Annotated in this window: 27 protein-coding genes; 23 read left to right on the top strand and 4 right to left on the bottom strand. The window is 36.6% G+C overall.

Annotated elements, in window-relative coordinates:
• Positions 1-6 precede the first annotated feature (6 nt).
• The 17 genes from rplR to ACXACQ_RS01685 all read left to right on the top strand — a co-directional run bounded on the left by rplR (position 7) and on the right by ACXACQ_RS01685 (position 10,441).
• Complete coding sequence (gene rplR, locus ACXACQ_RS01765; protein ID WP_474974198.1) at positions 7-354, top strand: 50S ribosomal protein L18; 348 nt, start codon at positions 7-9, stop codon at positions 352-354.
• A gap of 6 nt (positions 355-360) precedes the next feature.
• On the top strand, positions 361-879 hold the full coding sequence (rpsE, locus tag ACXACQ_RS01760; protein ID WP_474974197.1) for a 30S ribosomal protein S5: 519 nt from the start codon (positions 361-363) through the stop codon (positions 877-879).
• Between the two features lie 4 nt (positions 880-883).
• Positions 884-1,063, top strand: coding sequence for a 50S ribosomal protein L30 (rpmD, locus tag ACXACQ_RS01755; protein WP_474974196.1), 180 nt, complete (start codon positions 884-886; stop codon positions 1,061-1,063).
• Between the two features lie 12 nt (positions 1,064-1,075).
• Complete coding sequence (gene rplO / locus ACXACQ_RS01750; RefSeq protein ID WP_474974195.1) at positions 1,076-1,522, top strand: 50S ribosomal protein L15; 447 nt, start codon at positions 1,076-1,078, stop codon at positions 1,520-1,522.
• A 2-nt stretch (positions 1,523-1,524) separates the two neighbouring features.
• Positions 1,525-2,838 carry a preprotein translocase subunit SecY gene (gene secY, locus ACXACQ_RS01745; protein WP_474974194.1) on the top strand — a complete coding sequence of 438 codons (1,314 nt, stop codon included), beginning with the start codon at positions 1,525-1,527 and terminating at the stop codon, positions 2,836-2,838.
• A gap of 8 nt (positions 2,839-2,846) precedes the next feature.
• On the top strand, positions 2,847-3,620 hold the full coding sequence (gene map / locus ACXACQ_RS01740; protein ID WP_474974193.1) for a type I methionyl aminopeptidase: 774 nt from the start codon (positions 2,847-2,849) through the stop codon (positions 3,618-3,620).
• 1 nt (position 3,621) lies between these two features.
• The gene (infA, locus tag ACXACQ_RS01735) at positions 3,622-3,840 is read left to right on the top strand and encodes a translation initiation factor IF-1 (RefSeq protein WP_202856030.1); all 219 of its coding nucleotides are present in this window, start codon (positions 3,622-3,624) and stop codon (positions 3,838-3,840) included.
• A 5-nt stretch (positions 3,841-3,845) separates the two neighbouring features.
• Positions 3,846-3,962 carry a type B 50S ribosomal protein L36 gene (ykgO, locus tag ACXACQ_RS01730; protein ID WP_002695078.1) on the top strand — a complete coding sequence of 39 codons (117 nt, stop codon included), beginning with the start codon at positions 3,846-3,848 and terminating at the stop codon, positions 3,960-3,962.
• A 4-nt stretch (positions 3,963-3,966) separates the two neighbouring features.
• Entirely contained in the window at positions 3,967-4,344 is a 378-nt protein-coding gene (rpsM, locus tag ACXACQ_RS01725) for a 30S ribosomal protein S13 (RefSeq protein ID WP_474974192.1), read from the top strand.
• A 46-nt stretch (positions 4,345-4,390) separates the two neighbouring features.
• Positions 4,391-4,783 carry a 30S ribosomal protein S11 gene (gene rpsK / locus ACXACQ_RS01720; protein ID WP_474974191.1) on the top strand — a complete coding sequence of 131 codons (393 nt, stop codon included), beginning with the start codon at positions 4,391-4,393 and terminating at the stop codon, positions 4,781-4,783.
• A 27-nt stretch (positions 4,784-4,810) separates the two neighbouring features.
• Positions 4,811-5,416, top strand: a complete 606-nt coding sequence (rpsD, locus tag ACXACQ_RS01715) for a 30S ribosomal protein S4 (RefSeq protein ID WP_474974190.1) — start codon at positions 4,811-4,813, stop codon at positions 5,414-5,416.
• Between the two features lie 70 nt (positions 5,417-5,486).
• Positions 5,487-6,476 carry a DNA-directed RNA polymerase subunit alpha gene (locus ACXACQ_RS01710; RefSeq protein ID WP_474974189.1) on the top strand — a complete coding sequence of 330 codons (990 nt, stop codon included), beginning with the start codon at positions 5,487-5,489 and terminating at the stop codon, positions 6,474-6,476.
• Between the two features lie 5 nt (positions 6,477-6,481).
• Entirely contained in the window at positions 6,482-7,003 is a 522-nt protein-coding gene (rplQ, locus tag ACXACQ_RS01705; RefSeq protein ID WP_474974188.1) for a 50S ribosomal protein L17, read from the top strand.
• Positions 7,004-7,086: 83 nt separating this feature from the next.
• Positions 7,087-8,184: a glutamine-hydrolyzing carbamoyl-phosphate synthase small subunit gene (gene carA, locus ACXACQ_RS01700; protein ID WP_474974187.1), complete on the top strand. Its 1,098-nt coding sequence runs from the start codon at positions 7,087-7,089 to the stop codon at positions 8,182-8,184.
• A gap of 40 nt (positions 8,185-8,224) precedes the next feature.
• Entirely contained in the window at positions 8,225-9,508 is a 1,284-nt protein-coding gene (gene eno, locus ACXACQ_RS01695) for a phosphopyruvate hydratase (RefSeq protein ID WP_474974186.1), read from the top strand.
• Between the two features lie 101 nt (positions 9,509-9,609).
• Positions 9,610-9,903, top strand: coding sequence for an FtsB family cell division protein (locus ACXACQ_RS01690; protein ID WP_474974185.1), 294 nt, complete (start codon positions 9,610-9,612; stop codon positions 9,901-9,903).
• Complete coding sequence (locus tag ACXACQ_RS01685; protein ID WP_474974184.1) at positions 9,896-10,441, top strand: hypothetical protein; 546 nt, start codon at positions 9,896-9,898, stop codon at positions 10,439-10,441. Before ACXACQ_RS01690 ends, ACXACQ_RS01685 begins: the two co-directional genes overlap by 8 nt.
• On the opposite strand, the gene ACXACQ_RS01680 is transcribed toward ACXACQ_RS01685, so the two are convergent.
• Complete coding sequence (locus ACXACQ_RS01680; RefSeq protein WP_474974183.1) at positions 10,438-11,514, bottom strand: Ldh family oxidoreductase; 1,077 nt, start codon at positions 11,512-11,514, stop codon at positions 10,438-10,440. The two genes, ACXACQ_RS01685 and ACXACQ_RS01680, sit on opposite strands and share 4 nt — an antisense overlap.
• A 44-nt stretch (positions 11,515-11,558) precedes the next feature.
• Entirely contained in the window at positions 11,559-12,497 is a 939-nt protein-coding gene (locus tag ACXACQ_RS01675) for a Ppx/GppA phosphatase family protein (protein WP_474974182.1), read from the bottom strand.
• Positions 12,498-12,616: 119 nt separating this feature from the next.
• Between ACXACQ_RS01675 and ACXACQ_RS01670 the strand changes: the two genes are divergently transcribed.
• From ACXACQ_RS01670 to ACXACQ_RS01650, 5 genes are all read left to right on the top strand, one after another.
• A complete protein-coding gene (locus ACXACQ_RS01670; protein ID WP_474974181.1) occupies positions 12,617-14,206 on the top strand; it encodes an acyl-CoA carboxylase subunit beta in 1,590 nt (529 codons plus the stop codon).
• Positions 14,207-14,308: 102 nt separating this feature from the next.
• Positions 14,309-15,379, top strand: a complete 1,071-nt coding sequence (locus ACXACQ_RS01665) for a M42 family metallopeptidase (protein ID WP_474975032.1) — start codon at positions 14,309-14,311, stop codon at positions 15,377-15,379.
• Between the two features lie 130 nt (positions 15,380-15,509).
• Positions 15,510-16,052, top strand: coding sequence for a YfiR family protein (locus tag ACXACQ_RS01660; RefSeq protein ID WP_474974180.1), 543 nt, complete (start codon positions 15,510-15,512; stop codon positions 16,050-16,052).
• Positions 16,053-16,217: 165 nt separating this feature from the next.
• Positions 16,218-16,742 (top strand): YfiR family protein, encoded by a 525-nt coding sequence (locus ACXACQ_RS01655; protein WP_474974179.1) that lies wholly within the window; start codon positions 16,218-16,220, stop codon positions 16,740-16,742.
• Between the two features lie 277 nt (positions 16,743-17,019).
• Complete coding sequence (locus ACXACQ_RS01650) at positions 17,020-17,805, top strand: helical backbone metal receptor (protein WP_474974178.1); 786 nt, start codon at positions 17,020-17,022, stop codon at positions 17,803-17,805.
• On the opposite strand, the gene aroA is transcribed toward ACXACQ_RS01650, so the two are convergent.
• Positions 17,800-19,023 (bottom strand): 3-phosphoshikimate 1-carboxyvinyltransferase, encoded by a 1,224-nt coding sequence (gene aroA / locus ACXACQ_RS01645; RefSeq protein ID WP_474974177.1) that lies wholly within the window; start codon positions 19,021-19,023, stop codon positions 17,800-17,802. The genes ACXACQ_RS01650 and aroA overlap by 6 nt on opposite strands.
• A 93-nt stretch (positions 19,024-19,116) precedes the next feature.
• Between aroA and ACXACQ_RS01640 the strand changes: the two genes are divergently transcribed.
• Entirely contained in the window at positions 19,117-19,287 is a 171-nt protein-coding gene (locus ACXACQ_RS01640; protein WP_474974176.1) for a hypothetical protein, read from the top strand.
• On the opposite strand, the gene aroB is transcribed toward ACXACQ_RS01640, so the two are convergent.
• Complete coding sequence (gene aroB, locus ACXACQ_RS01635) at positions 19,284-20,324, bottom strand: 3-dehydroquinate synthase (protein ID WP_474974175.1); 1,041 nt, start codon at positions 20,322-20,324, stop codon at positions 19,284-19,286. The two genes, ACXACQ_RS01640 and aroB, sit on opposite strands and share 4 nt — an antisense overlap.
• Positions 20,325-20,348 lie beyond the last annotated feature (24 nt).

Here is a 20,348-nt window from a genome sequence, read left to right as displayed (position 1 = left end):
AGGGATATGGCATTTAATAAATATAAGAGAAGACTTAGAATTAAGAAAGGTATTAGAAGCAAGATTTCTGGTACTGCTGAGAAGCCAAGACTTTCAGTTTTTAAAAGTAATAAAGGAATTTATGCCCAATTGATAGATGATACTAAAGGGCATACCATCGTTGCAAGTTCTTCAAAGGAATTAGATATAGCTGGAATCAATTTAGATGTATCTAAAACTGTGGGAGCGAAATTAGCTGAAAAGGCTAAAGCAGGTGGTATAGAAAGTATTGTATTTGATAGAAGTGGTTATCTATATCATGGCCGAGTTAAGGCCTTAGCAGATGGAGCCAGAGAGGGAGGTCTAAAATTTTAAAGCGATATGTCTCAGAATAATATAAGATCAGTGAAAGCTAGCGAAATAGACCTTAAAGAAAAGGTTGTAGCTATTAAAAGGGTAGCTAAGGTAGTAAAAGGTGGTAGAAGATTTAGTTTCTCTGCTATCGTAGTAGTTGGTGATGGAAATGGTGTTGTAGGATATGGATTAGGGAAAGCTAACGAAGTAACAGACGCTATAACAAAAGGTATAGATGACGCTAAAAAGAACTTGGTAAAGGTGCCTTTATTTAAAGGAACTGTGCCACATGAGGCTATCGGAAAATTTGGAGGAGGATATGTGTTGTTGAAACCTGCTTCTGCGGGTACTGGAGTAATTGCAGGTGGTGCGATGCGTGCGGTATTAGAGAGTGCTGGAGTACATAATGTATTAGCTAAATCAAAAGGATCTTCTAACCCTCATAACGTGGTTAAGGCAACTTTTGATGCGTTAACTAATATGAGAGATGCATTTTCTGTAGCGCAAGACAGAGGAGTTTCTTTATCAAAAGTTTTTAACGGTTAATAAGATGGCGAAAGTTAAAATATCACAGGTTCGTAGTGTAATTGGTAGACCTGAGAATCAGAAAAGAACAATTACCGCTCTTGGATTGGGAAAAATTAACAGGACTGTAGAGGTTGAGTTAACACCACAGGTTCAAGGAATGATAAATAAAGTAGGCCATTTGGTATCTGTAACCGAATTATAATTGCAAGATCAGATGAAATTATATAGTTTAAAACCTGCAAAGGGTTCTGTAAAGAATAAAAAGAGAATAGGTAGAGGACAAGGTTCTGGAAAAGGTGGAACATCTACTAGAGGTCACAAAGGTGCTAAATCTAGATCTGGATATTCTCAGAAATTAGGTTTCGAAGGAGGTCAAATGCCTTTACAAAGAAGAGTACCTAAGTTCGGCTTTACTAATCCTAATAGAGTTGAATATAAAGCTATCAATTTAGATGCATTAGAAGCATTAGCTCAAAAGACAAACGCTGATAAGATTGACTTAGAGTTGTTGTTAAATAATGGTCTTGTTGGTAAAAACGATAAAGTAAAAATATTGGGTAGGGGTGAATTGAAAGCGAAGGTGGAGGTTACTGCCCACGCATTTTCTGAGTCAGCAACCAAAGCTATTGAGGCTGCTGGAGGGAAAGTTATACAGCTATAATCATGAAAAAATTCATAACCACAATCAAGAACATTTTCTCAATAGAGGATCTTAGAGTAAGAATTTTAAATACTATCGGGTTTCTGATAGTATTTAGACTAGGGTCCTATATTGTTCTTCCGGGTGTTGATGTTGACCAATTAGGAGCAGGAGCACAAGGAGGAATATTTGATTTGTTAAACACCTTTTTAGGAGGTTCTTTTAAAAGAGCGTCCATTTTTGCGTTGGGTATCATGCCTTATATTTCTGCTTCAATTGTTATTCAATTGTTGACAGTGGCAGTTCCCTATTTTCAAAAATTACAAAAGGAGGGAGAATCAGGTAGAAATAAACTAAACCAAATAACACGAGTTTTAACTATTGTTATTACTCTCGCTCAGAGTGCTGGTTATTTAGCAGCTACGATACCTTCGGATGCTATATTGTACAGCCCTTCATTTTTCCAGGTTACCTCTATGATTATATTGGTTGCTGGTACAATGTTCTGCATGTGGTTAGGAGAAAAAATTACAGATAAAGGTATTGGTAACGGTATTTCAATGTTAATTATGATTGGAATCATTAGCCGTTTACCAGGTTCAATGGTAGGAGAAATGATGTCTCGTGGTATGAGCGGTGCATTGATGTTCGTATTAGAAATTGTAGCCTTGTTCTTTATCGTAATGGGTGTTGTTGCACTTACTCAGGCAACAAGAAGAATCCCTATTCAATATGCTAAACAAGTAATTGGAAATAAATTATACGGAGGTAAAAGAGATTACATACCGTTGAAGATAAATGCTTCAGGTGTAATGCCAATCATTTTTGCTCAAGCATTAATGTTTATTCCTCCATTAATTGCTGGAATTTGGAAGGAAAGCGAAGTAGGCGCTTATATTGGTTCTACATTTAGTGATCCATATTCATGGCAATATAATCTTCTGTTTGCAGTACTAATTTTACTATTTACATTCTTTTATACTGCGATTACTGTGAATCCTAATGATATTGCGGATAATCTGAAAAGGAATGGAGGTTTTATTCCTGGCATTAAACCAGGAAAGCAAACTTCTGAATTTATAGATGAAGTACTTACAAAAATTACTTTACCAGGATCTTTATTCTTAGCTGTGATAGCAATTTTACCTGCTTTTGCGGTAAAAGTCGGAATAAGTCCTACCTTTGCACAGTTTTACGGAGGTACATCTTTATTAATCATGGTGGGTGTTATATTAGATACTCTTCAGCAGATTGAGAGTTACTTATTGATGAGACATTATGAAGGTATGATGAAATCAGGTAAAGTAAAAGGACGTTCGCAAACAGTAGCAGCGTAATATTATATATGATTGTATATAAAACGAGAGAAGAGGTAGAATTACTCAAAGAAAGTGCTCTAATTCTTGGTAAAGCTCATGGTGAGGTGGCTAAGAATATAAAGCCAGGAGTTACTACAGCTTTTCTTGATAAATTGGCTGAAGAATTTATAAGAGATAATGGGGGAGTTCCTTCATTTAAAAATTATAATGGTTTTCCAGCTTCTTTATGTATCTCTTTGAACGAAAATGTAGTTCATGGTTTCCCTAGTGAATATGAATTGCAGGAAGGAGATATTTTATCAGTAGATTGTGGCGTTTTTTATAAAGGTTTTCATAGTGATTCCGCTTATACTTATCCGATTGGAGATGTATCAGAGGAAGTGATTAAACTTTTGAGGGTTACTAAAGAATCTCTTTATAAAGGTATAGATGAAGCTCTCTATGGTAATAGAATAGGAGATATTGCGTATGCTATTCAAAATCATGCTGAGGAACATGGTTATGGAGTAGTAAGGGAGCTTGTGGGACATGGTGTAGGCAGAGATTTACATGAAAGTCCTGAGGTTCCAAATTACGGAAAAAGAGGTAAAGGGCCTAAGTTAAAGGACGGTCTTGTTATTGCGATAGAGCCAATGATTAATTTAGGAACGCGTAATGTTGTTCAAGAGTCTGATGGTTGGACTATAAGAACAGCAGATCGTAGACCATCAGCACATTTTGAACATACAGTGGCGATATTTGAGGATAAAACTGAAATATTGACCACGCATGAATTTATAGAAGAAAATTTTAAATTTTAATATGGCTAAGCAGAAATCAATAGAGCAAGATGGTACAATTACCGAGGCACTTTCTAACGCGATGTTTCGTGTAGAGTTAGAGAATGGTCATGAGGTAATTGCTCATATTTCTGGTAAAATGAGAATGAACTATATTAAAATTTTACCAGGTGACAGAGTTAAATTAGAAATGTCACCTTATGATTTAACAAAAGGACGAATTGTATATAGATATAAATAAGAGTCATGAAAGTTAAAGCGTCAGTAAAGAAACGTAGCGCTGATTGTAAGATAATCAGAAGAAAAGGAAAGGTTTACGTTATCAACAAAAAGAATCCTAGGTTTAAACAAAGACAAGGCTAATACTATGGCAAGAATTGCAGGAGTAGATATCCCAGACAACAAGAGAGGTGAAATCGCCTTAACCTATATTTTTGGAATAGGTAAAAGTACAGCACAAAGCATTTTAACTCAAGCTGGTATTGATTGGGATAAAAAAGCACAAGACTGGACAGACGATGAGTCTACAGCTATCCGTACTATCATTAGTGAAAACTTTAAGGTAGAGGGTGTATTGAAGTCTGAGGTGCAGATGAGTATCAAGCGATTGATGGATATTGGATGTTATAGAGGTTTAAGACACAGAAAGAGTCTACCTGTAAGAGGACAGAGAACCAAAAATAACTCTAGAACCAGGAAAGGTAAAAGAAAGACTGTAGCCAACAAGAAGAAGGCAACTAAATAATAAATGACTGTTATTAGGTGTTTTAACCTGTAACCAAGAATATAACATGGCACAAAAGAGAAAAGATAAAGCAAAAAAACGTGTAGTAGCTGTTGAAGCTATTGGTCAGGCACACATAAAAGCTTCTTTTAACAATATTATCATCTCCCTTACAAATACTACAGGGCAGGTAATATCATGGGCTTCAGCTGGTAAAATGGGGTTCAAGGGTTCTAAAAAGAATACTCCATACGCTGCGCAAATGGCGGCACAAGACTGTGCACAGAAGGCATATGACCTAGGATTAAGAAAAGTAGAGGTATACGTGAAAGGTCCAGGTGCTGGAAGAGAGTCTGCTATAAGAACCATCCAAAATACGGGTATTGAAGTTACAACTATTAAAGATGTGACTCCACTTCCTCACAATGGTTGCAGACCACCAAAAAGACGTAGAGTATAATTTTTGTAAAGAGAAAAAGATTAAATAATGGCAAGATATAGAGGTCCAAAGGCGAAGATCGCCAGAAGATTTAATGAGCCTATTTTTGGCGCCAGCAAAGCATTACAGAAGAAGAGCTATCCTCCAGGTCAGCATGGTAGAGGGAGAAGAAGAAAGCAGTCTGAATATGCTATACAGCTTATGGAGAAGCAAAAGGCTAAATACACTTATGGTGTATTAGAAAAGCAGTTTGCTAACTTGTTTGACAAAGCTTCAAGAAAATCAGGTATTACAGGTGAAATTTTGCTTCAGTTGTTGGAGAGCCGTTTAGATAATACAGTTTATAGACTAGGTATTGCACCTACAAGAAGAGCTGCTAGACAGTTAGTATTACACAAGCACATCACAGTAAATGGTGAGGTTGTTAATATTCCTTCTGTTAGCTTAAGACCAGGAGATTTAGTAGGAGTTCGTGAAAGATCTAAATCTTTAGAAAGTATTACTGATAGTTTAGCAAGCCATGGGGTTCAAAAATTCCCTTGGTTAGAGTGGGATTCTTCTGAAATGGTAGGTAAAATAGTTACTGTGCCACAAAGAGATGAGATTCCTGAAAACATCAACGAGCAGTTGATTGTTGAGCTTTACTCTAAGTAATCATTAATAAAATAATCAAATTAGCCTGTCATTTCCTAATGACGGGCTATAACTATAAAAGCAAAAACCTATGTCAATTTTAGCATTTCAGATGCCTGACAAAGTCGTGATGGAAAAGGCTGATGATTTTCACGGCTTGTTTACGTTTAAACCGTTGGAAAAAGGGTATGGAGTTACAATAGGTAACGCCCTAAGAAGGATATTGCTTTCTTCACTTGAGGGTTATGCCATCACTGGTATAAAAGTTCCTGGTGTTTTGCACGAGTTCTCTACTATTGAAGGTGTTGTTGAAGATGTAGCTGAGATTATTCTTAATCTTAAAATGGTACGTTTTAAGAAAATAGGAGAGTCTTTTGATAATAAAATTACGGTTTCTATTAAAAACCAAAGCGAATTTAAGGCTGGTGATATAGCAAAAGGTACTTCTGCATTTGAAGTGTTAAACCCTGATTTGGTTGTTTGTAATCTTGATGATTCTATTGATTTAGAGATAGAATTGACTGTAGAAAAAGGTAGAGGATATTTACCTGCAGAAGAGAATAAACCGGCTGAGCAAGTTTTTGGTCATATTCCTATTGATGCAATTTTTACACCTATTAAAAATGTAAAATATAGCATTGAGAATACTAGGGTAGAGCAAAAGACCGACTACGAGCAATTGGTGCTTGATATAGAAACTGATGGTTCTATTCACCCAGAGAAAGCTTTAGAAGGTGCTGCACATATTTTGATTCAGCACTTCATGTTATTCTCTGATAAGTCAATAGAATTAGAAACTGAAAAAGGAGGAGAGATTGAGCAGGTGGATGAAGAGATGCTTCATATGAGAAAGCTGTTGAAAACTCCTTTAAATGATTTAGATTTGTCAGTAAGGGCTTATAATTGTTTAAAAGCTGCTGATGTAAAAACTCTCGGTGATCTTGTTAAACTTGAAATTTCTGACATGATGAAGTTCAGAAACTTTGGTAAGAAATCATTAGCCGAGCTGGAACAATTGGTTCAGGATAAGAACCTTACCTTTGGAATGGATCTTTCCAAGTATAAACTTGAAGAAGAATAATTAAAATGAGACACGGGAAAAAAATTAATCATTTAGGTAGAACAGCCCCGCATAGAAAAGCTATGCTTTCAAACATGGCTGCTTCGTTGATCATAAACAAGCGTATTACTACCACTGTTGCAAAAGCTAAAGCTTTAAGAAAGTATGTAGAGCCTTTAATCACTAGAGCTAAAGACGATACTACTCACTCAAGAAGAATGGTATTCTCTTACTTAAACGACAAACATTCAGTTAAAATGTTGTTTGACGAAGTAGCAGAGAAAATTGCTAGCAGACCTGGAGGGTATACTCGAATTTTGAAGACTGGAAATAGATTAGGTGATAACGCTGATATGTGTATCATCGAATTAGTTGACTATAACGAATTGTTATTGGGAGACGACAAGCCAGCAAAAACTAAAACTAGAAGAAGCCGTAGAGGTAGTGGTGCTGCTAAAACAGCAGCGGCTGCTGACGAAACGAAAGCTGAAGCACCGAAGGGTGATGAGGCTACTGATGCTGGTTCTAATGAAGAAGCTGATAAATAAAATTGAAAAATATCATAAAAGTAAAGGGATTAGATTTTTATCTAATCCCTTTTTTTATTTTTGTACTTCAAATTTTCTGTTAGATGAAATTACAAAAGAAAGAAAAAGCCTATTTATTGTTAGAAGATGGTTTGCTGTTAGAAGGAACTGCTATTGGTAAAAAGGGTACCAGTGGTGGGGAAATCTGTTTTAATACTGGTATGACTGGATATCAGGAGATTTATACAGATCCTTCTTATTATGGTCAGATCATTGTAAATACTAATAGTCATATTGGTAACTACGGTACGATTAGTGAAGAGCAAGAATCTAATCATACTCAGATTAGCGGTATTGTAGTAAATGATTATTCCTATATTTATAGCAGGAAAAGGGCTGAGGAAAGCTTACAGAGTTATTTGGAAAATAATGGTGTAGTGGGCATAGCTGATGTTGATACCAGAATGTTGGTGAGACATATAAGAAGTAAAGGAGCTATGAATGCTATTATATCTTCAGAGCTTGACGGTGAAGAATTGAAGGCTGAGTTAGAAAAGGTTCCTTCTATGGCGGGACTGGAATTAGCTTCTGTAGTATCTACTAAAGAAACATATTTTGTAGGTGAAGAAAATGCAGCGGTAAAGGTGGCTGTTTTAGATTTAGGGATTAAAACTAACATTCTAAAAAATTTGGCTGCACGTGGCGTATACTGTAAGGTGTTTCCAGCCAAAACTACTTATGACGAAATGAAGTCTTGGAATCCTGATGGTTATTTCATTTCTAATGGACCTGGTGATCCATCGGTAATGCCTTATGCTATTGAAACAGTAAAACAAATCTTGGATGAGGACAAGCCTTTGTTTGGCATATGTTTAGGGCATCAAATTATAGCCTTGGCATGTGGTGTTTCTACTTATAAAATGCATCATGGCCATAGAGGGTTAAATCATCCTATAAAAAACTTAGAAACTGGTTTGAGTGAGATTACCTCACAAAATCACGGGTTTGCTATAAATGAAAAGGATGTAGAATCATCAGATAAAGTAGTAGCTACTCACATACACTTGAATGATAAAACTATTGCGGGAATTAAGGTGAAAGGTAAAAAAGCATTTTGTGTGCAATACCATCCGGAGTCTTCTCCAGGGCCTCATGATTCTCGTTATCTCTTCGATCAATTTGTTGATATGATGAGTAAATAAATCAAACAATCAATAATCTTAATACAAAACTAAAATCCAAATGAGTGTAATTGAAAGTATTCACGCGAGACAAATCCTCGACTCTAGGGGTAACCCTACCGTAGAGGTAGATGTAGTTACAGAAAATGGAGTGCTTGGAAGAGCAGCAGTTCCATCAGGTGCATCTACAGGAAAACACGAAGCCGTAGAGTTAAGAGACGGAGACAAGAGTGTTTTCATGGGTAAAGGAGTATTGAAGGCTGTAGAAAATGTGAATTCTATCATTGCTGAAGAGATTATTGGGTTTTCAGTATACGATCAGAATTTATTAGACAAAATAATGATCGAAGCTGACGGAACCGATAATAAAGCTAAGTTAGGAGCTAATGCTATATTAGGTACTTCTTTAGCAATTGCCAAAGCTGCGGCAAAAGAGTCTGGTCAGTCTCTTTTCAGATATATAGGTGGTGTTAACGCTAATACACTTCCTGTTCCAATGATGAATATATTAAATGGTGGTAGCCATGCAGATAACGCTATCGACTTTCAAGAATTTATGGTAATGCCTGTAAAGGCTGATACTTTTTCTCAGGCTTTAAGAATGGGAACTGAAGTATTCCATCACTTGAAAAAGGTATTATCTGATAAAGGATTGTCAACTAACGTTGGTGATGAAGGTGGTTTTGCTCCAAATATTGCTTCTAACGAAGAGGCTATCGAGGTGGTATTAACTGCTATCGAAAAAGCTGGTTATAAGCCAGGTGAAGATATTTATATCGCTATGGACGCTGCTTCTTCAGAGTTTTATGATAGCGAATCAAAATTATATCACTTTGCTTCTACAGGTAAAAAATTAAGTTCTGGTGAAATGGTTGACTACTGGGCTAATTGGGTGAATAAATACCCTATTATCTCTTTAGAGGATGCTATGGAAGAAGATGATTGGTCAGGATGGAAAAGCTTGACTGAAAAAGTAGGAAACAAAGTACAGTTAGTTGGAGATGATTTATATGTAACTAACGTTAAGCGTCTTCAAGAAGGTATTGACCAAGGTATTGCTAACTCTATCTTAATTAAAGTAAACCAAATTGGTTCTTTAACTGAGACTATTAATACTGTTAATTTAGCTAAGATTCATTCTTACACAAGTGTTATGTCTCACAGATCTGGTGAAACTGAAGATAGTACTATTGCTGACTTGGCAGTGGCACTTAACACTGGTCAAATTAAAACAGGATCTGCTTCTAGATCTGATAGAATGGCTAAGTATAATCAGTTACTTAGAATTGAAGAAGAATTAGGTGAAACTGCTTACTTCCCTGGAAGAAAAGCATTTAACTTTTAATATTCTCATATTAGTACTCCCTACTTTATGTAGGGGGTATTTTTATATTCTAATCTTATTCCTATCTTATATAAGGTTTTATTACTAAGGAAAATTGCCTCATGAAACTTCCTAAATTCACTAAAAACTTCTACTTTTTATTCAGCTTCTTTTTTTTGATATGGATGCTTTTTATTGATGCCAATGATTTGGTAAGTCAGTTTAAATTAAAGCAACAAAGAGAGAACTTAGAAGATGAAAAGGCTTATTATCTGGACAAAATTAAAGAAGTGAAAAAGGACAGAAAGGAGCTAATGAGTGATGATAAAATGCTTGAGAAATTTGCTCGTGAGAAGTATTTTATGAAAAAGGAAACAGAAGATTTATATGTTATAGTAAAGGAAGAAAATGAATAAGTTAGTAATACTCATACTAGGTTTTTTATTAATTACTACATGGAGTAGTGCTCAGGTTAGTGATGATGTCAGTGGAAGTTCTTTTGGCGATAGAATTTACGTGGGAGGAAACTTAGGAATGCAGTTTGGAGATATTACCAGTGTAGAGGTTAGTCCTTTGGTGGGATATCGTTTTACTAATGATTTTTCGGCAGGCATAGGTGCGACCTACCAGTATTATAAAATTAAGTATAACAACGGGTATGAATTTTCTACTAATATTTATGGAGGTAGAGTTTTTGCCAGACAAAATATCTTAGAGCAATTTTTCGCTTATGGAGAGTTTGAGTCTTTACGTTTGGAATACTTTGATATTAATAGTGATGAAGCTAGCACGGAGTGGGTGCCAGGATTACTAATAGGAGGGGGTTTATTTCAGCCTATAAGTAATAGAGCTGGTGTTAGTATAATGGCATTATATAATGTATTATATGACGACTTAAAGTCGCCATATAATAGTCCTTTAGTAATTAGAATAGGTATTAGCGCTGGTTTTTAAAGCGTCTCTACCTTCAGCTGTTCTGCAACTGTATTTAAATCTCTAACTACCTTTTCATTTAAAGGAATACCGTTAATTTTTCTTTCAGCTTCAGCTTCTCGTTCGGGGTCTCCAGGGATAAGAACTTTCTTTCCTTCTATGGCTTTGGTTTCTCTAAATCTTGATATCCAGTTATCCATATGATGTTTAAACTCATCAGCAGGGCGGAATGCATCAATTCTCATAGCGCCTAAAAAGTGGCCTAAGCCTTCTCCAACCGGATCCTCGGCCAAAGGTAAAAAGCTAACAAATGGAGGCGCCCATGGCCCGTAGTTAGCACCAGAAAATACAGCTGAGAAAATATCTACTATTGAACCTAAGGCATAACCTTTGTGGCTGCTATGCTCCCTATCACTACCAAGAGGAAGTAAAGCACCTCCGCTTTTTAACTCATTCGGATTGGTTGTCCCATTTCCGTCTTTATCTTGTACCCAGCCTAGCGGTGCGTCTTTTTCTAAGCGCTGAAGTATTTCTAATTTACCATTTGCTGCTGTGGTGGTAGCCATGTCAGCAACAAAAGTAGGCTGTTCGTTAGTAGGTATGGCTACTGCAATGGGATTGGTGCCAAGCATACGCTCTGTGGCAAATGTAGGAGCTACCAGAGGGCTGGCATTGGTCATAGATATACCCACCATGTCTTGATCACTGGCAAGCATGCTATGATATCCCGCAATGCCAAAATGGTTGGAGTTTTTCACGCTCACCCAGCCAGACCCAACATTTTTAGCCTTTTCTATGGCTACTTCCATAGCTCTTACAGCTACTACAAGTCCTAAGCCTCTGTCTCCATCTATCACTGCAGTGCTTGGGGTCTCGTGTACTACTTTTATGCTAGGAGTTGGGTTTATTCTACCTGCCTCCCATAACCTTACATACCCAGAAAGGCGTGCTACACCATGAGAATCTATACCTCTCAAGTCAGCTTTAATGAGTACATCAGTTGCTAAGTTCGCATCAGACTCATTACAACCCATTTTAAGAAAAACTGACTTGGTGAAATCTCTTAATTTTTGTTCTGAAAATACGTTTTCCATAGGCGGGCAAATTTAGGATATAATTATTAAAACAGCAGTTAATATTATAAAAGGCCTTTTTTTATCAACGAAAGTACTCCTTCTTTCAAAGAATAGGTTGATACTTGAATTTTGCCGAATGTATACTGTTTGATAAGCCAATTGATAAGGCACGAAGCAACCACAATCATGTCAGCGCGCATTTCTATCATTCCGGGTATTGAAAGTCGCTGTTCCTTATCTTTCGAAAGTAAAAGCTGATGAATTTGATGATAAACATCAAATGTTAATGGCAGCTCACTGGAATTTTGTTCTATATGGATGCCATTCATCTCACGATAAATATCACTTAGAGTGTCAAAAGTTCCGGAAGATCCAATTAATGTCAAAGGCTTGAAGGTCTGTATATTTTCTACTAGCTCAGAAAGGCTTTGAGATAGATAATTTTCAAGTTCAATAATTTCTTCGGGTAATATTGGATCGTGTTTATGGAATTGGTCCAGCAGGCGTTGAGCTCCTACTTCGAAACTCTTTAACCATAAAATTTCTGTTCCTCTTCCTATGATGAACTCCACACTGCCTCCTCCAATATCTACTACAAGGTTCGGTTCATTGTCTACCGTAACGGCACTTATTACTCCATTATATATTAACCTGGCTTCCTCTTCGCCAGAAATGATATTAATTTCAATACCAGTACGGTCTAAAATATGTTGTGTGACACCAATTTTATTGGTTGCATTACGAAATGCACTAGTGGCAAAGGCATGAACATCCTTTAGTGCAACTTGGTGCTCATCTATTTTCTCTCTGAAATGCGATAAAGTATTTATTGCACGATTTTCTGCATCTTTTTCAATGCTACCTTTATTTATGCCTCCTTTACCTACACGTACAGAAATCTTTTCACTAAAAATAACTTCATGATTAGAACCATTGATCAGGGCTATTAATAAGTGAAATGTATTGGTGCCACAATCTATAATGGCTACTTTTTTTAACATGATTTTAAATTTTGTCGAATATAACCAATACTGTTAATTTCCACCTAGGATTAGTGCTTGAGAGGCGCTAGAATCCATTGGTATTTATTTATATTTGAGTATAGCGTAAAACAATTATCATGGAAAATAATAAATCGAAAAAGCCAGTTTATACATTGCCTTCAAACAGTGAGAAGTATTCTTTATTAGAAGAGAAAAATAAGGAAGCACTGCTAGGGGGTGGCGAGAATAAAGTACAGGCTCAGCATGATAAGGGGAAGCTTACCGCGCGTGAGAGAGTGCACCTGCTTTTAGATGAGGGGTCGTTTGAGGAGATAGGCAAGTTTGTGATGCACCGTTGTAAAGATTTTGGATTGGAAGATCAGTACTATCCGGGTGACGGTGTAATTACCGGCTATGGTACTGTCAATGGTAGGTTGGTTTACGTCTACTCTCAAGACTTTACAGTTTTTGGAGGGTCTTTGTCCGAAACTCATGCAGAGAAAATAGTCAAAATATTAGACCTTGCAATGAAAAATGGAGCTCCTATAATTGGATTGAACGATTCTGGAGGGGCACGAATTCAAGAAGGAGTAGTGTCTTTAGGTGGGTATGCTGATATTTTCTTTAGAAATACAATGGCTTCAGGAGTGGTGCCTCAGATTTCGGCTATTATGGGGCCGTGTGCAGGTGGGGCAGTTTACTCTCCGGCTATCACCGATTTTATATTTATGGTTGAGAATACAAGCTATATGTTTGTTACGGGGCCTAATGTGGTGAAAACAGTAACTCAGGAAAGTGTGACAGCAGAAGAGCTTGGTGGAGCGAGTACGCATAGTACCAAAAGTGGAGTTACCCATTTTGCATCTGCCAATGAAGCTGTTTGTATCAATGATATTAAAAAGCTAATCAGCTACATTCCGCAAAACTGTGAAGATGATGCTCCCGTTCTTCCCTATGAAGTAAAGGAAGATGAAAGTGTAGAAGCTTTAAATAATATAATTCCAGATAACCCTAATCAACCTTATGATATGAGGGAGGTGGTTGAGCTAATTGTAGATGCAGACAGTTTTATGGAAGTACATAAGAACTTTGCAGAAAATATTGTAGTTGGCTTTGCTAGGATTGGCGGTCGTAGCATAGGTATAGTGGGTAATCAGCCTGCTTCTCTGGCTGGGGTTTTGGATATAGATGCCAGTACTAAAGGTGCGCGCTTTGTGCGTTTTTGTGACTGTTTCAATATTCCGTTATTAGTATTGGAAGATGTACCGGGATTCTTACCAGGTACGGACCAAGAGTGGAATGGTATTATAACCAATGGAGCAAAGCTTCTTTATGCATTTAGTGAAGCTACGGTGCCCCGAATTACTGTAATCACACGTAAGGCTTATGGAGGAGCGTATGATGTAATGAACTCTAAGCACATTGGGGCTGATATGAACTATGCCTGGCCTATGGCAGAGATTGCTGTAATGGGCGCCAAAGGTGCGGCAGAAATTATTTTTAGGAGAGAGATCGCTGCAGCTGAAAACCCAGAGGAGAAGCTTCAAGAAAAGATAGATGATTACACCGCTAAATTCGCCAACCCATACAGGGCTGCTCATCGAGGTTATATAGATGAAGTAATTAAGCCAGAAGAGACAAGGACTAAATTAATTAGAGCATTCAAAATGCTAGAGAATAAAGTGGCTACTTTACCTAAGAAAAAACACGGTAATATTCCTTTGTAAATAGGTTAAATAAGCTGTGCATTCCATTGGGATAAACCGAATAGCTCTGATATTTGTGTTCATTTTTATCAATGAATGTCAGACAAAAAGTTAAATGAAGATATGAATAATAAAAGTAGAGAGTTTTTAGATAAATATTTGAATAATGCGTCTCCTACAGGGTTTGAATCATCCGGTCAGGAGATATGGTTAGAATATATAAAGCCTTATATCGATGAATACTTTACAGATACTTACGGGTCGGTAGTAGGTGTAATTAACCCAGAGGCAGAATATAAGGTAGTTATAGAGGCTCATGCCGATGAAATTTCATGGTTTGTTAACTTCATTAGTGAAGAAGGTTACATATACGTAAGAAGAAATGGAGGATCAGATCATCAGATAGCACCATCAAAAAGAGTGAATATTCACACTGATAATGGAATTGTAAAAGGGATATTTGGCTGGCCTGCCATCCATGTTAGAAGTAATGAAAATGAAGAAAAGCCTACTTTGAAAAATATTTTTGTAGACGTAGGTTGTAAAAATAAAGCTGAAGTAGAAGAACTAGGCATTCATGTTGGAAGTGTAATGACTTTTGATGATGAGCTGATGGAGTTAAATAAAAATTTCCTTGTAGGAAGAGCGCTAGATAACCGTATGGGAGGTTTTATGATAGCAGAGGTAGCTCGTTTATTAAAAGAGAATAAAAATGAATTGCCATTTGGACTTTATATTGTAAATGCAGTGCAAGAAGAGGTTGGGCTTCGTGGTGCGCAAATGATAGCAGAAAGGATTAAACCAAATTTAGCCATAGTAACCGATGTTTGTCATGAAACTACTTCTCCTGTTTATGATAAAGTACAGCATGGTTTGCAAAGAGCAGGAGAAGGGCCGGTATTAACATATGGTCCAGCGGTGCATAATAATGTGCTTAAGCTCATTATAGAAACTGCCACTAAAAATGAAATTCCTTTTCAAAGAGCCGCGGCTTCTAGGGCTACTGGTACTGACACTGATGCATTTGCATACTCTAATGAAGGGGTGGCCTCTGCGTTAATTTCTTTACCCTTAAAATATATGCATACTACAGTAGAAACAGTACATAAAGACGATGTTGAAAACGTAATTCAACTTATCTATAAGGTACTTCTGAATGTTGAGGGGGGGCAAGATTTTAGATATATCAAATAATATTTTTATGCATATTTGCAGTTAAATCATTTTAAACATCATGTACAGTTTCTTTAAAAATAACTGTGCATGATGTTTAATTTGTTTTTATATTATAGCAAGTAAACTATCCCAACAACTTATAAATATTATGCACAAATTTATGTTTAACCTAAAAGGTGGCGTATTTGTCATGATGATAGCTGGTTTGTCGTTATTATCATCGAATATTGCCTTTTCACAAGATCGACCGACACACGAGCTCCATTCCATGATGATCTACAACTTTTTAAAGTACATCCAATGGCCTGGAGATGAAAATACTGGAGAGTTTATAATCGGGGTCATGGGAGATGATGACGTTTATAAAACCCTTAACCAGTGGTATGGGAATAAAACCCGAGGTAATAAGAAGTTTATCATTAGGCAGATTAGTGAACCTACAGCTGCTAAACAGTGTCAATTGTTGTATATCGGTAAATCGGCAAGTAAATCATTTGAAGATGTGTTTGCTCAAATAAAAAGTAGCCATACTTTAACTGTTACTGATAAAGACGGCTTAGGCGCTAAAGGTAGTTGCATTAACTTTAGAGTAGTAAACAATAGGCTTAAATTTGAACTAAACCAGTCAGTAATTTCAAATTACGACTTAAAAATATCTAGTCAATTGACTTCAATGGCTATCTTAATTTAATCATTTCTTATAAAAATATTACATGTCTCAAAATGGGAGTCCACCTCTTGTTTTGAGACATTTTTTATTTAATCCTATCTAATATTCCTTTCCTGTAAGTGTTTTCATGTTGTGCTGCTTTTGGCATCAACTTTGGTAATGTGATTATGTCCAACTAGTAATATTATGAAAACAATTACAAAAACTACATTATTAACCGCACTACTAATAATAGCATTATTTAGTGTAGGGAGCGCGCAGAGTAGGCCTATGCATGAAATCCACTCGATGATGATATATAACTTCATCAAGTACATTCAGTGGCCTAGTTCGGATCAATCACAAGAATTTGTTATTGGAGTGATTGGTGATGATCAAGTATACAAGACATTAAACACATGGTATGGTGGCAAGTTAAGGGGCAATAAGAAATTTGTTGTAAAGAAATTTGATACCCCTTCTCAGATTAACGGATGCCATATCTTGTACGTAGCCAGAGGTAGTAGCAATGAATTTGATGCTATAAAAACCAAATTGGCAAATACAGCTACTTTATTAATTACAGACAAACCTGGTTTAGGCCAAAAGGGAAGTGGGATCAATTTTAGAACTGTAAATAATAAGTTGGCATTTGAATTAAATCAGAAAGTAATAGAAAGTTCGCAATTAAAGGTGTCAGGGCAGCTGTCAAGTATGGCGATCCTGATATAATGAAAATATTCGAGTGGTTGCAGACACTTGATGTGGGTATCGTCCAGTAACAGCTTTCAATTTATCATTAACATTAGCTATGTATTGTGCATAAGAAAGCTCGCAGGTGAGGGAAAATGTGATTGATAACTAGGTGGACAGTTGAAAGTTCTGCTGAATATGGTAAGGAGATGCCTTACCATAGATACCTAGATTTTTTTAATGACCACGGGCTGAAGTTGGCTTTATTCAGTCTGATTTTTTAATAGCAGTAAAGATCATGATATCTTTGCTGAGGATGATAGACGATAAATCTAAAAAGCTATATGATCAGATGGGATTCGAGGTGATGGTATCTCGAACTCCCAAGATCGTTTCTCTTGTACCTTCAATTACAGAATTATTGGTAGACTTAGGTTTGGAAAATCAAATTGTAGGAGTCACTAAATTTTGTAAACACCCTTCTCATCTCATAAAAAGAAAATCCATAATAGGAGGTACTAAGCAATTTCGTTTTGATGTTATTGATCAACTTCAACCCAATGTGATTATTGGTAATAAGGAGGAGAATTACCTCGAAGGTATCAATAAGTTGAAGGAGCAGTATAATGTGTGGATGACAGATATTGTTACTGTTAATGATGCTTTGAAGATGATTATTGATATGGGCGATATTTTTGAAGTTCAGAATAAAGCTCAGTATCTCGTTGACTCCATCTATCAAGAAAGAAGATGTGCTTCTGGCACGGAGGTGAAGAAGAAAGTACTTTATCTAATTTGGAATGAACCTTATATGTGTGCTGGTGAAAGTACTTTCATTAATTCCATGCTGCATGAGGCTGGGTTAATTAATGTAGTAAAAGAGGACCGGTATCCATTATTGTCAATCGAGGAGATTAAGAAGGCTGATCCGGATATCATTTTCTTCTCAAGCGAGCCATTTCCTTTTAAAAAGAAACATGTTTATGAGCTGAAAGAAAAAATACCATCTACCGAAATGATGTTAGTAGATGGCGAAATGTTTTCATGGTATGGATCTAGGCTTTTAAAAGCCTATAAGTATTTCATAAGCTTAGGCTTATGAAATGATAAAGCCTGCCTTCTCTAGGTCTTCCCAGTATCTTGGGTAAGACTTATTCACTACAGATGGATCTTTAATAGTTACTTTGGTTTGAGTGGCTAACGGAGCAAAGGCCATTGCCATTCTGTGGTCATGATAAGTTTCGAATTCTAATTCTTCATTTTTAATTTTCCCAGGCTTTACAGTCCAAGTGGCCTTATCTTCAATTAGGTCCGCGCCAAATTTTGACATTTCGTTCTGAAGTGCAGCTATCCTATCTGTTTCTTTTATTCTTAAGCTTTCTAGGCCAGTCATTTTACAAGTAATACCTTTTATGGCGCAAACTACAGCTACTGTTTGGGCTAAATCAGGGCAATGCGTAAAGTCAATGGTTGACGTAGAATTGTGCTTTTTCTTAGTTAAAACGGCTCCCTCTTTGGTGAATTCGGTATTTACGCCCAGTTCATCCATGATGTCAGCGATTTTTCTGTCTCCTTGAATAGAATCGTCCACCAAGTTGACCAGAGTTATCTCAGTCTCTTCGTTACTAAGTGCTACAAAGCTATACCAGTAGCTGGCAGCAGACCAATCAGGCTCTATAGTGTAGCTGCAGGGTTTGTATTTTTGAGGTGAAATTGAAATAATATTTCCGTTCCAATCAGCTGTAACACCAAATGCTTTCATTACAGATAAAGTCATTTGAATATATGGTTTGCTACCTATTTCACCTGTTAGCGTTAGCGATAAGCCATTGGGTAACATGGGCGCTATCATTAATAAAGCAGAGATGTATTGGCTGCTTACATTGCCGGGTATTTCTAATTTATCGGTTAGTTGAGCGCTAATGCCCGTTACATCATGCGGAGGGTAGCCTTCATTGTTATGATAACTGATTTTAGCACCTAATTTGGCTAGAGCATCTGTTAATAGTTTGATTGGTCGCTCTTGCATTCGGGCCGTTCCGGTAAGTGTTTTGGTGCCAGGTAATAGTGCTGAGTACGCAGTAAGGAAACGCATAGTAGTGCCTGCGTCCAGCACGTCCCATGTAGAATCTTCTGAGGCTAGTAACCTTTGCATAGTTTGGGTATCTCTTGCTTCGGAGATATTGTGGAGCTCAGAACCTTCTCCTGCTAAGGCATTTATAAGTAAAGCACGGTTGGCTACACTTTTGGAGGCAGGCAAATTTATTTTTGATGATTTTACCTGATTGAGATGGTTTATATGTAATATTTTATTTTCCACAACGTGATATATTCTTATTTAAAATTCTTAATTTGAGTGAGATATGGTTGATGGCACAATTTATGTTATTGACTTTAAAAAACCTCAAAACTCATGAAAAACAGAAAAAAAATTGCACTGGCAGTAAGTATGTCTGTAGGTGCATTATTGGCAGTGGCGGCTACCGGTTTGAATAAACGGGCAGCAGCAAGAAGAACTTCAGATTATGATCATTGGCATAGAAATGTTGCCTCTTATGATGAAAATGAAGTTCATTATGTTTAATTACTCATATAGTAATTTAAGCTTTCAGTCACTTCCTTATGGTTAATCTCTTCGTCCCAAATGGCTCTGCCAACAGAGCCAAGAAGGGCTGCCAAAATTGTACCTTCCTTATTTTTCTTGTCTTGTATTAAATACATTAATATTTCTTCTACATCAGCCTCACTAATGTCTACTTTCGGATAAATAGAATTAATGTATTTGACTATTTCTTCATGATCTTCTAAAGAAATATGCCCCTTTTTATTGCTGATAAAAGACTCGCAGATCATTCCCAACGCAACCGCCTCGCCATGTAGAATAGGTCTATTGCTGTTTAATAAGTAGCTTTCTACAGCATGTCCTACGGTATGTCCAAAATTGAGTATTTTTCGTTTGCCTGCTTCAAATGGATCGCTTTCAACTACTTCCTCTTTTATGGCCACAGAATGATTGACCACATTTTGCCAATCAATATTTTTAAAATCTGTTTTAATTAATGTTTGCCAACCAGCTTGGTCTGCTATTAAATTATGTTTAATAGTTTCGGCAAAGCCTGACCTTAATTCATTTTCAGGTAGTGTGTTAAGATATTGAGTATCTATAATAACATGCTTCGGATTTTTAAAAAGACCTATGTGATTTTTAAAACCATTAAAATCTATACCTAGTTTGCCTCCAACACTAGCATCTACTTGAGATAATAAAGTGGTAGGGACATTTATAAAGTCAATACCTCTTTTAAAAGTGCTGGCGCAGAAGCCTCCCATGTCACCAATTACTCCTCCGCCTAGGTTGATAAATAGAGATTTTCTGTCGAAGCTCCCATCGGTTAAGGCTTGCCATATTAGAGAACAAGTAGAAAGGTTTTTGTTAACCTCTCCACTTTTAATTTCTATTAATTGATGTGTGGGAATAACATCTTTTATAAATGGATAGCAGTGTTTAAGCGTGTTTTCGTCTACCAGTACCGCTATCTTTTTGTAATTGTTAGCTAAAATAATTTCGTTAAGAATAGTGGCACTGTTATCAGTAAATATTATAGGCTTGTCGGTATACACAATTTTTTGAAAATGTTTTTTATT

Source organism: Fulvivirga sp. AWR4_260, assembly GCF_056158185.1.
Note: the sequence above shows the minus strand (reverse complement) of the source record. Positions and strands in the feature narration are given on the sequence as shown.

What these genes read in the sequence shown, in the direction of transcription:
- rplR (WP_474974198.1), top strand. Translation starts at nt 7, where the DNA reads ATGGCATTTAATAAATATAAGAGAAGACTTAGAATTAAGAAAGGTATT.
- rpsE (WP_474974197.1), top strand. Translation starts at nt 361, where the DNA reads ATGTCTCAGAATAATATAAGATCAGTGAAAGCTAGCGAAATAGACCTT.
- rpmD (WP_474974196.1), top strand. Translation starts at nt 884, where the DNA reads ATGGCGAAAGTTAAAATATCACAGGTTCGTAGTGTAATTGGTAGACCT.
- rplO (WP_474974195.1), top strand. Translation starts at nt 1,076, where the DNA reads ATGAAATTATATAGTTTAAAACCTGCAAAGGGTTCTGTAAAGAATAAA.
- secY (WP_474974194.1), top strand. Translation starts at nt 1,525, where the DNA reads ATGAAAAAATTCATAACCACAATCAAGAACATTTTCTCAATAGAGGAT.
- map (WP_474974193.1), top strand. Translation starts at nt 2,847, where the DNA reads ATGATTGTATATAAAACGAGAGAAGAGGTAGAATTACTCAAAGAAAGT.
- infA (WP_202856030.1), top strand. Translation starts at nt 3,622, where the DNA reads ATGGCTAAGCAGAAATCAATAGAGCAAGATGGTACAATTACCGAGGCA.
- ykgO (WP_002695078.1), top strand. Translation starts at nt 3,846, where the DNA reads ATGAAAGTTAAAGCGTCAGTAAAGAAACGTAGCGCTGATTGTAAGATA.
- rpsM (WP_474974192.1), top strand. Translation starts at nt 3,967, where the DNA reads ATGGCAAGAATTGCAGGAGTAGATATCCCAGACAACAAGAGAGGTGAA.
- rpsK (WP_474974191.1), top strand. Translation starts at nt 4,391, where the DNA reads ATGGCACAAAAGAGAAAAGATAAAGCAAAAAAACGTGTAGTAGCTGTT.
- rpsD (WP_474974190.1), top strand. Translation starts at nt 4,811, where the DNA reads ATGGCAAGATATAGAGGTCCAAAGGCGAAGATCGCCAGAAGATTTAAT.
- ACXACQ_RS01710 (WP_474974189.1), top strand. Translation starts at nt 5,487, where the DNA reads ATGTCAATTTTAGCATTTCAGATGCCTGACAAAGTCGTGATGGAAAAG.
- rplQ (WP_474974188.1), top strand. Translation starts at nt 6,482, where the DNA reads ATGAGACACGGGAAAAAAATTAATCATTTAGGTAGAACAGCCCCGCAT.
- carA (WP_474974187.1), top strand. Translation starts at nt 7,087, where the DNA reads ATGAAATTACAAAAGAAAGAAAAAGCCTATTTATTGTTAGAAGATGGT.
- eno (WP_474974186.1), top strand. Translation starts at nt 8,225, where the DNA reads ATGAGTGTAATTGAAAGTATTCACGCGAGACAAATCCTCGACTCTAGG.
- ACXACQ_RS01690 (WP_474974185.1), top strand. Translation starts at nt 9,610, where the DNA reads ATGAAACTTCCTAAATTCACTAAAAACTTCTACTTTTTATTCAGCTTC.
- ACXACQ_RS01685 (WP_474974184.1), top strand. Translation starts at nt 9,896, where the DNA reads ATGAATAAGTTAGTAATACTCATACTAGGTTTTTTATTAATTACTACA.
- ACXACQ_RS01680 (WP_474974183.1), bottom strand. Translation starts at nt 11,514, where the DNA reads ATGGAAAACGTATTTTCAGAACAAAAATTAAGAGATTTCACCAAGTCA.
- ACXACQ_RS01675 (WP_474974182.1), bottom strand. Translation starts at nt 12,497, where the DNA reads ATGTTAAAAAAAGTAGCCATTATAGATTGTGGCACCAATACATTTCAC.
- ACXACQ_RS01670 (WP_474974181.1), top strand. Translation starts at nt 12,617, where the DNA reads ATGGAAAATAATAAATCGAAAAAGCCAGTTTATACATTGCCTTCAAAC.
- ACXACQ_RS01665 (WP_474975032.1), top strand. Translation starts at nt 14,309, where the DNA reads ATGAATAATAAAAGTAGAGAGTTTTTAGATAAATATTTGAATAATGCG.
- ACXACQ_RS01660 (WP_474974180.1), top strand. Translation starts at nt 15,510, where the DNA reads ATGCACAAATTTATGTTTAACCTAAAAGGTGGCGTATTTGTCATGATG.
- ACXACQ_RS01655 (WP_474974179.1), top strand. Translation starts at nt 16,218, where the DNA reads ATGAAAACAATTACAAAAACTACATTATTAACCGCACTACTAATAATA.
- ACXACQ_RS01650 (WP_474974178.1), top strand. Translation starts at nt 17,020, where the DNA reads ATGATAGACGATAAATCTAAAAAGCTATATGATCAGATGGGATTCGAG.
- ACXACQ_RS01640 (WP_474974176.1), top strand. Translation starts at nt 19,117, where the DNA reads ATGAAAAACAGAAAAAAAATTGCACTGGCAGTAAGTATGTCTGTAGGT.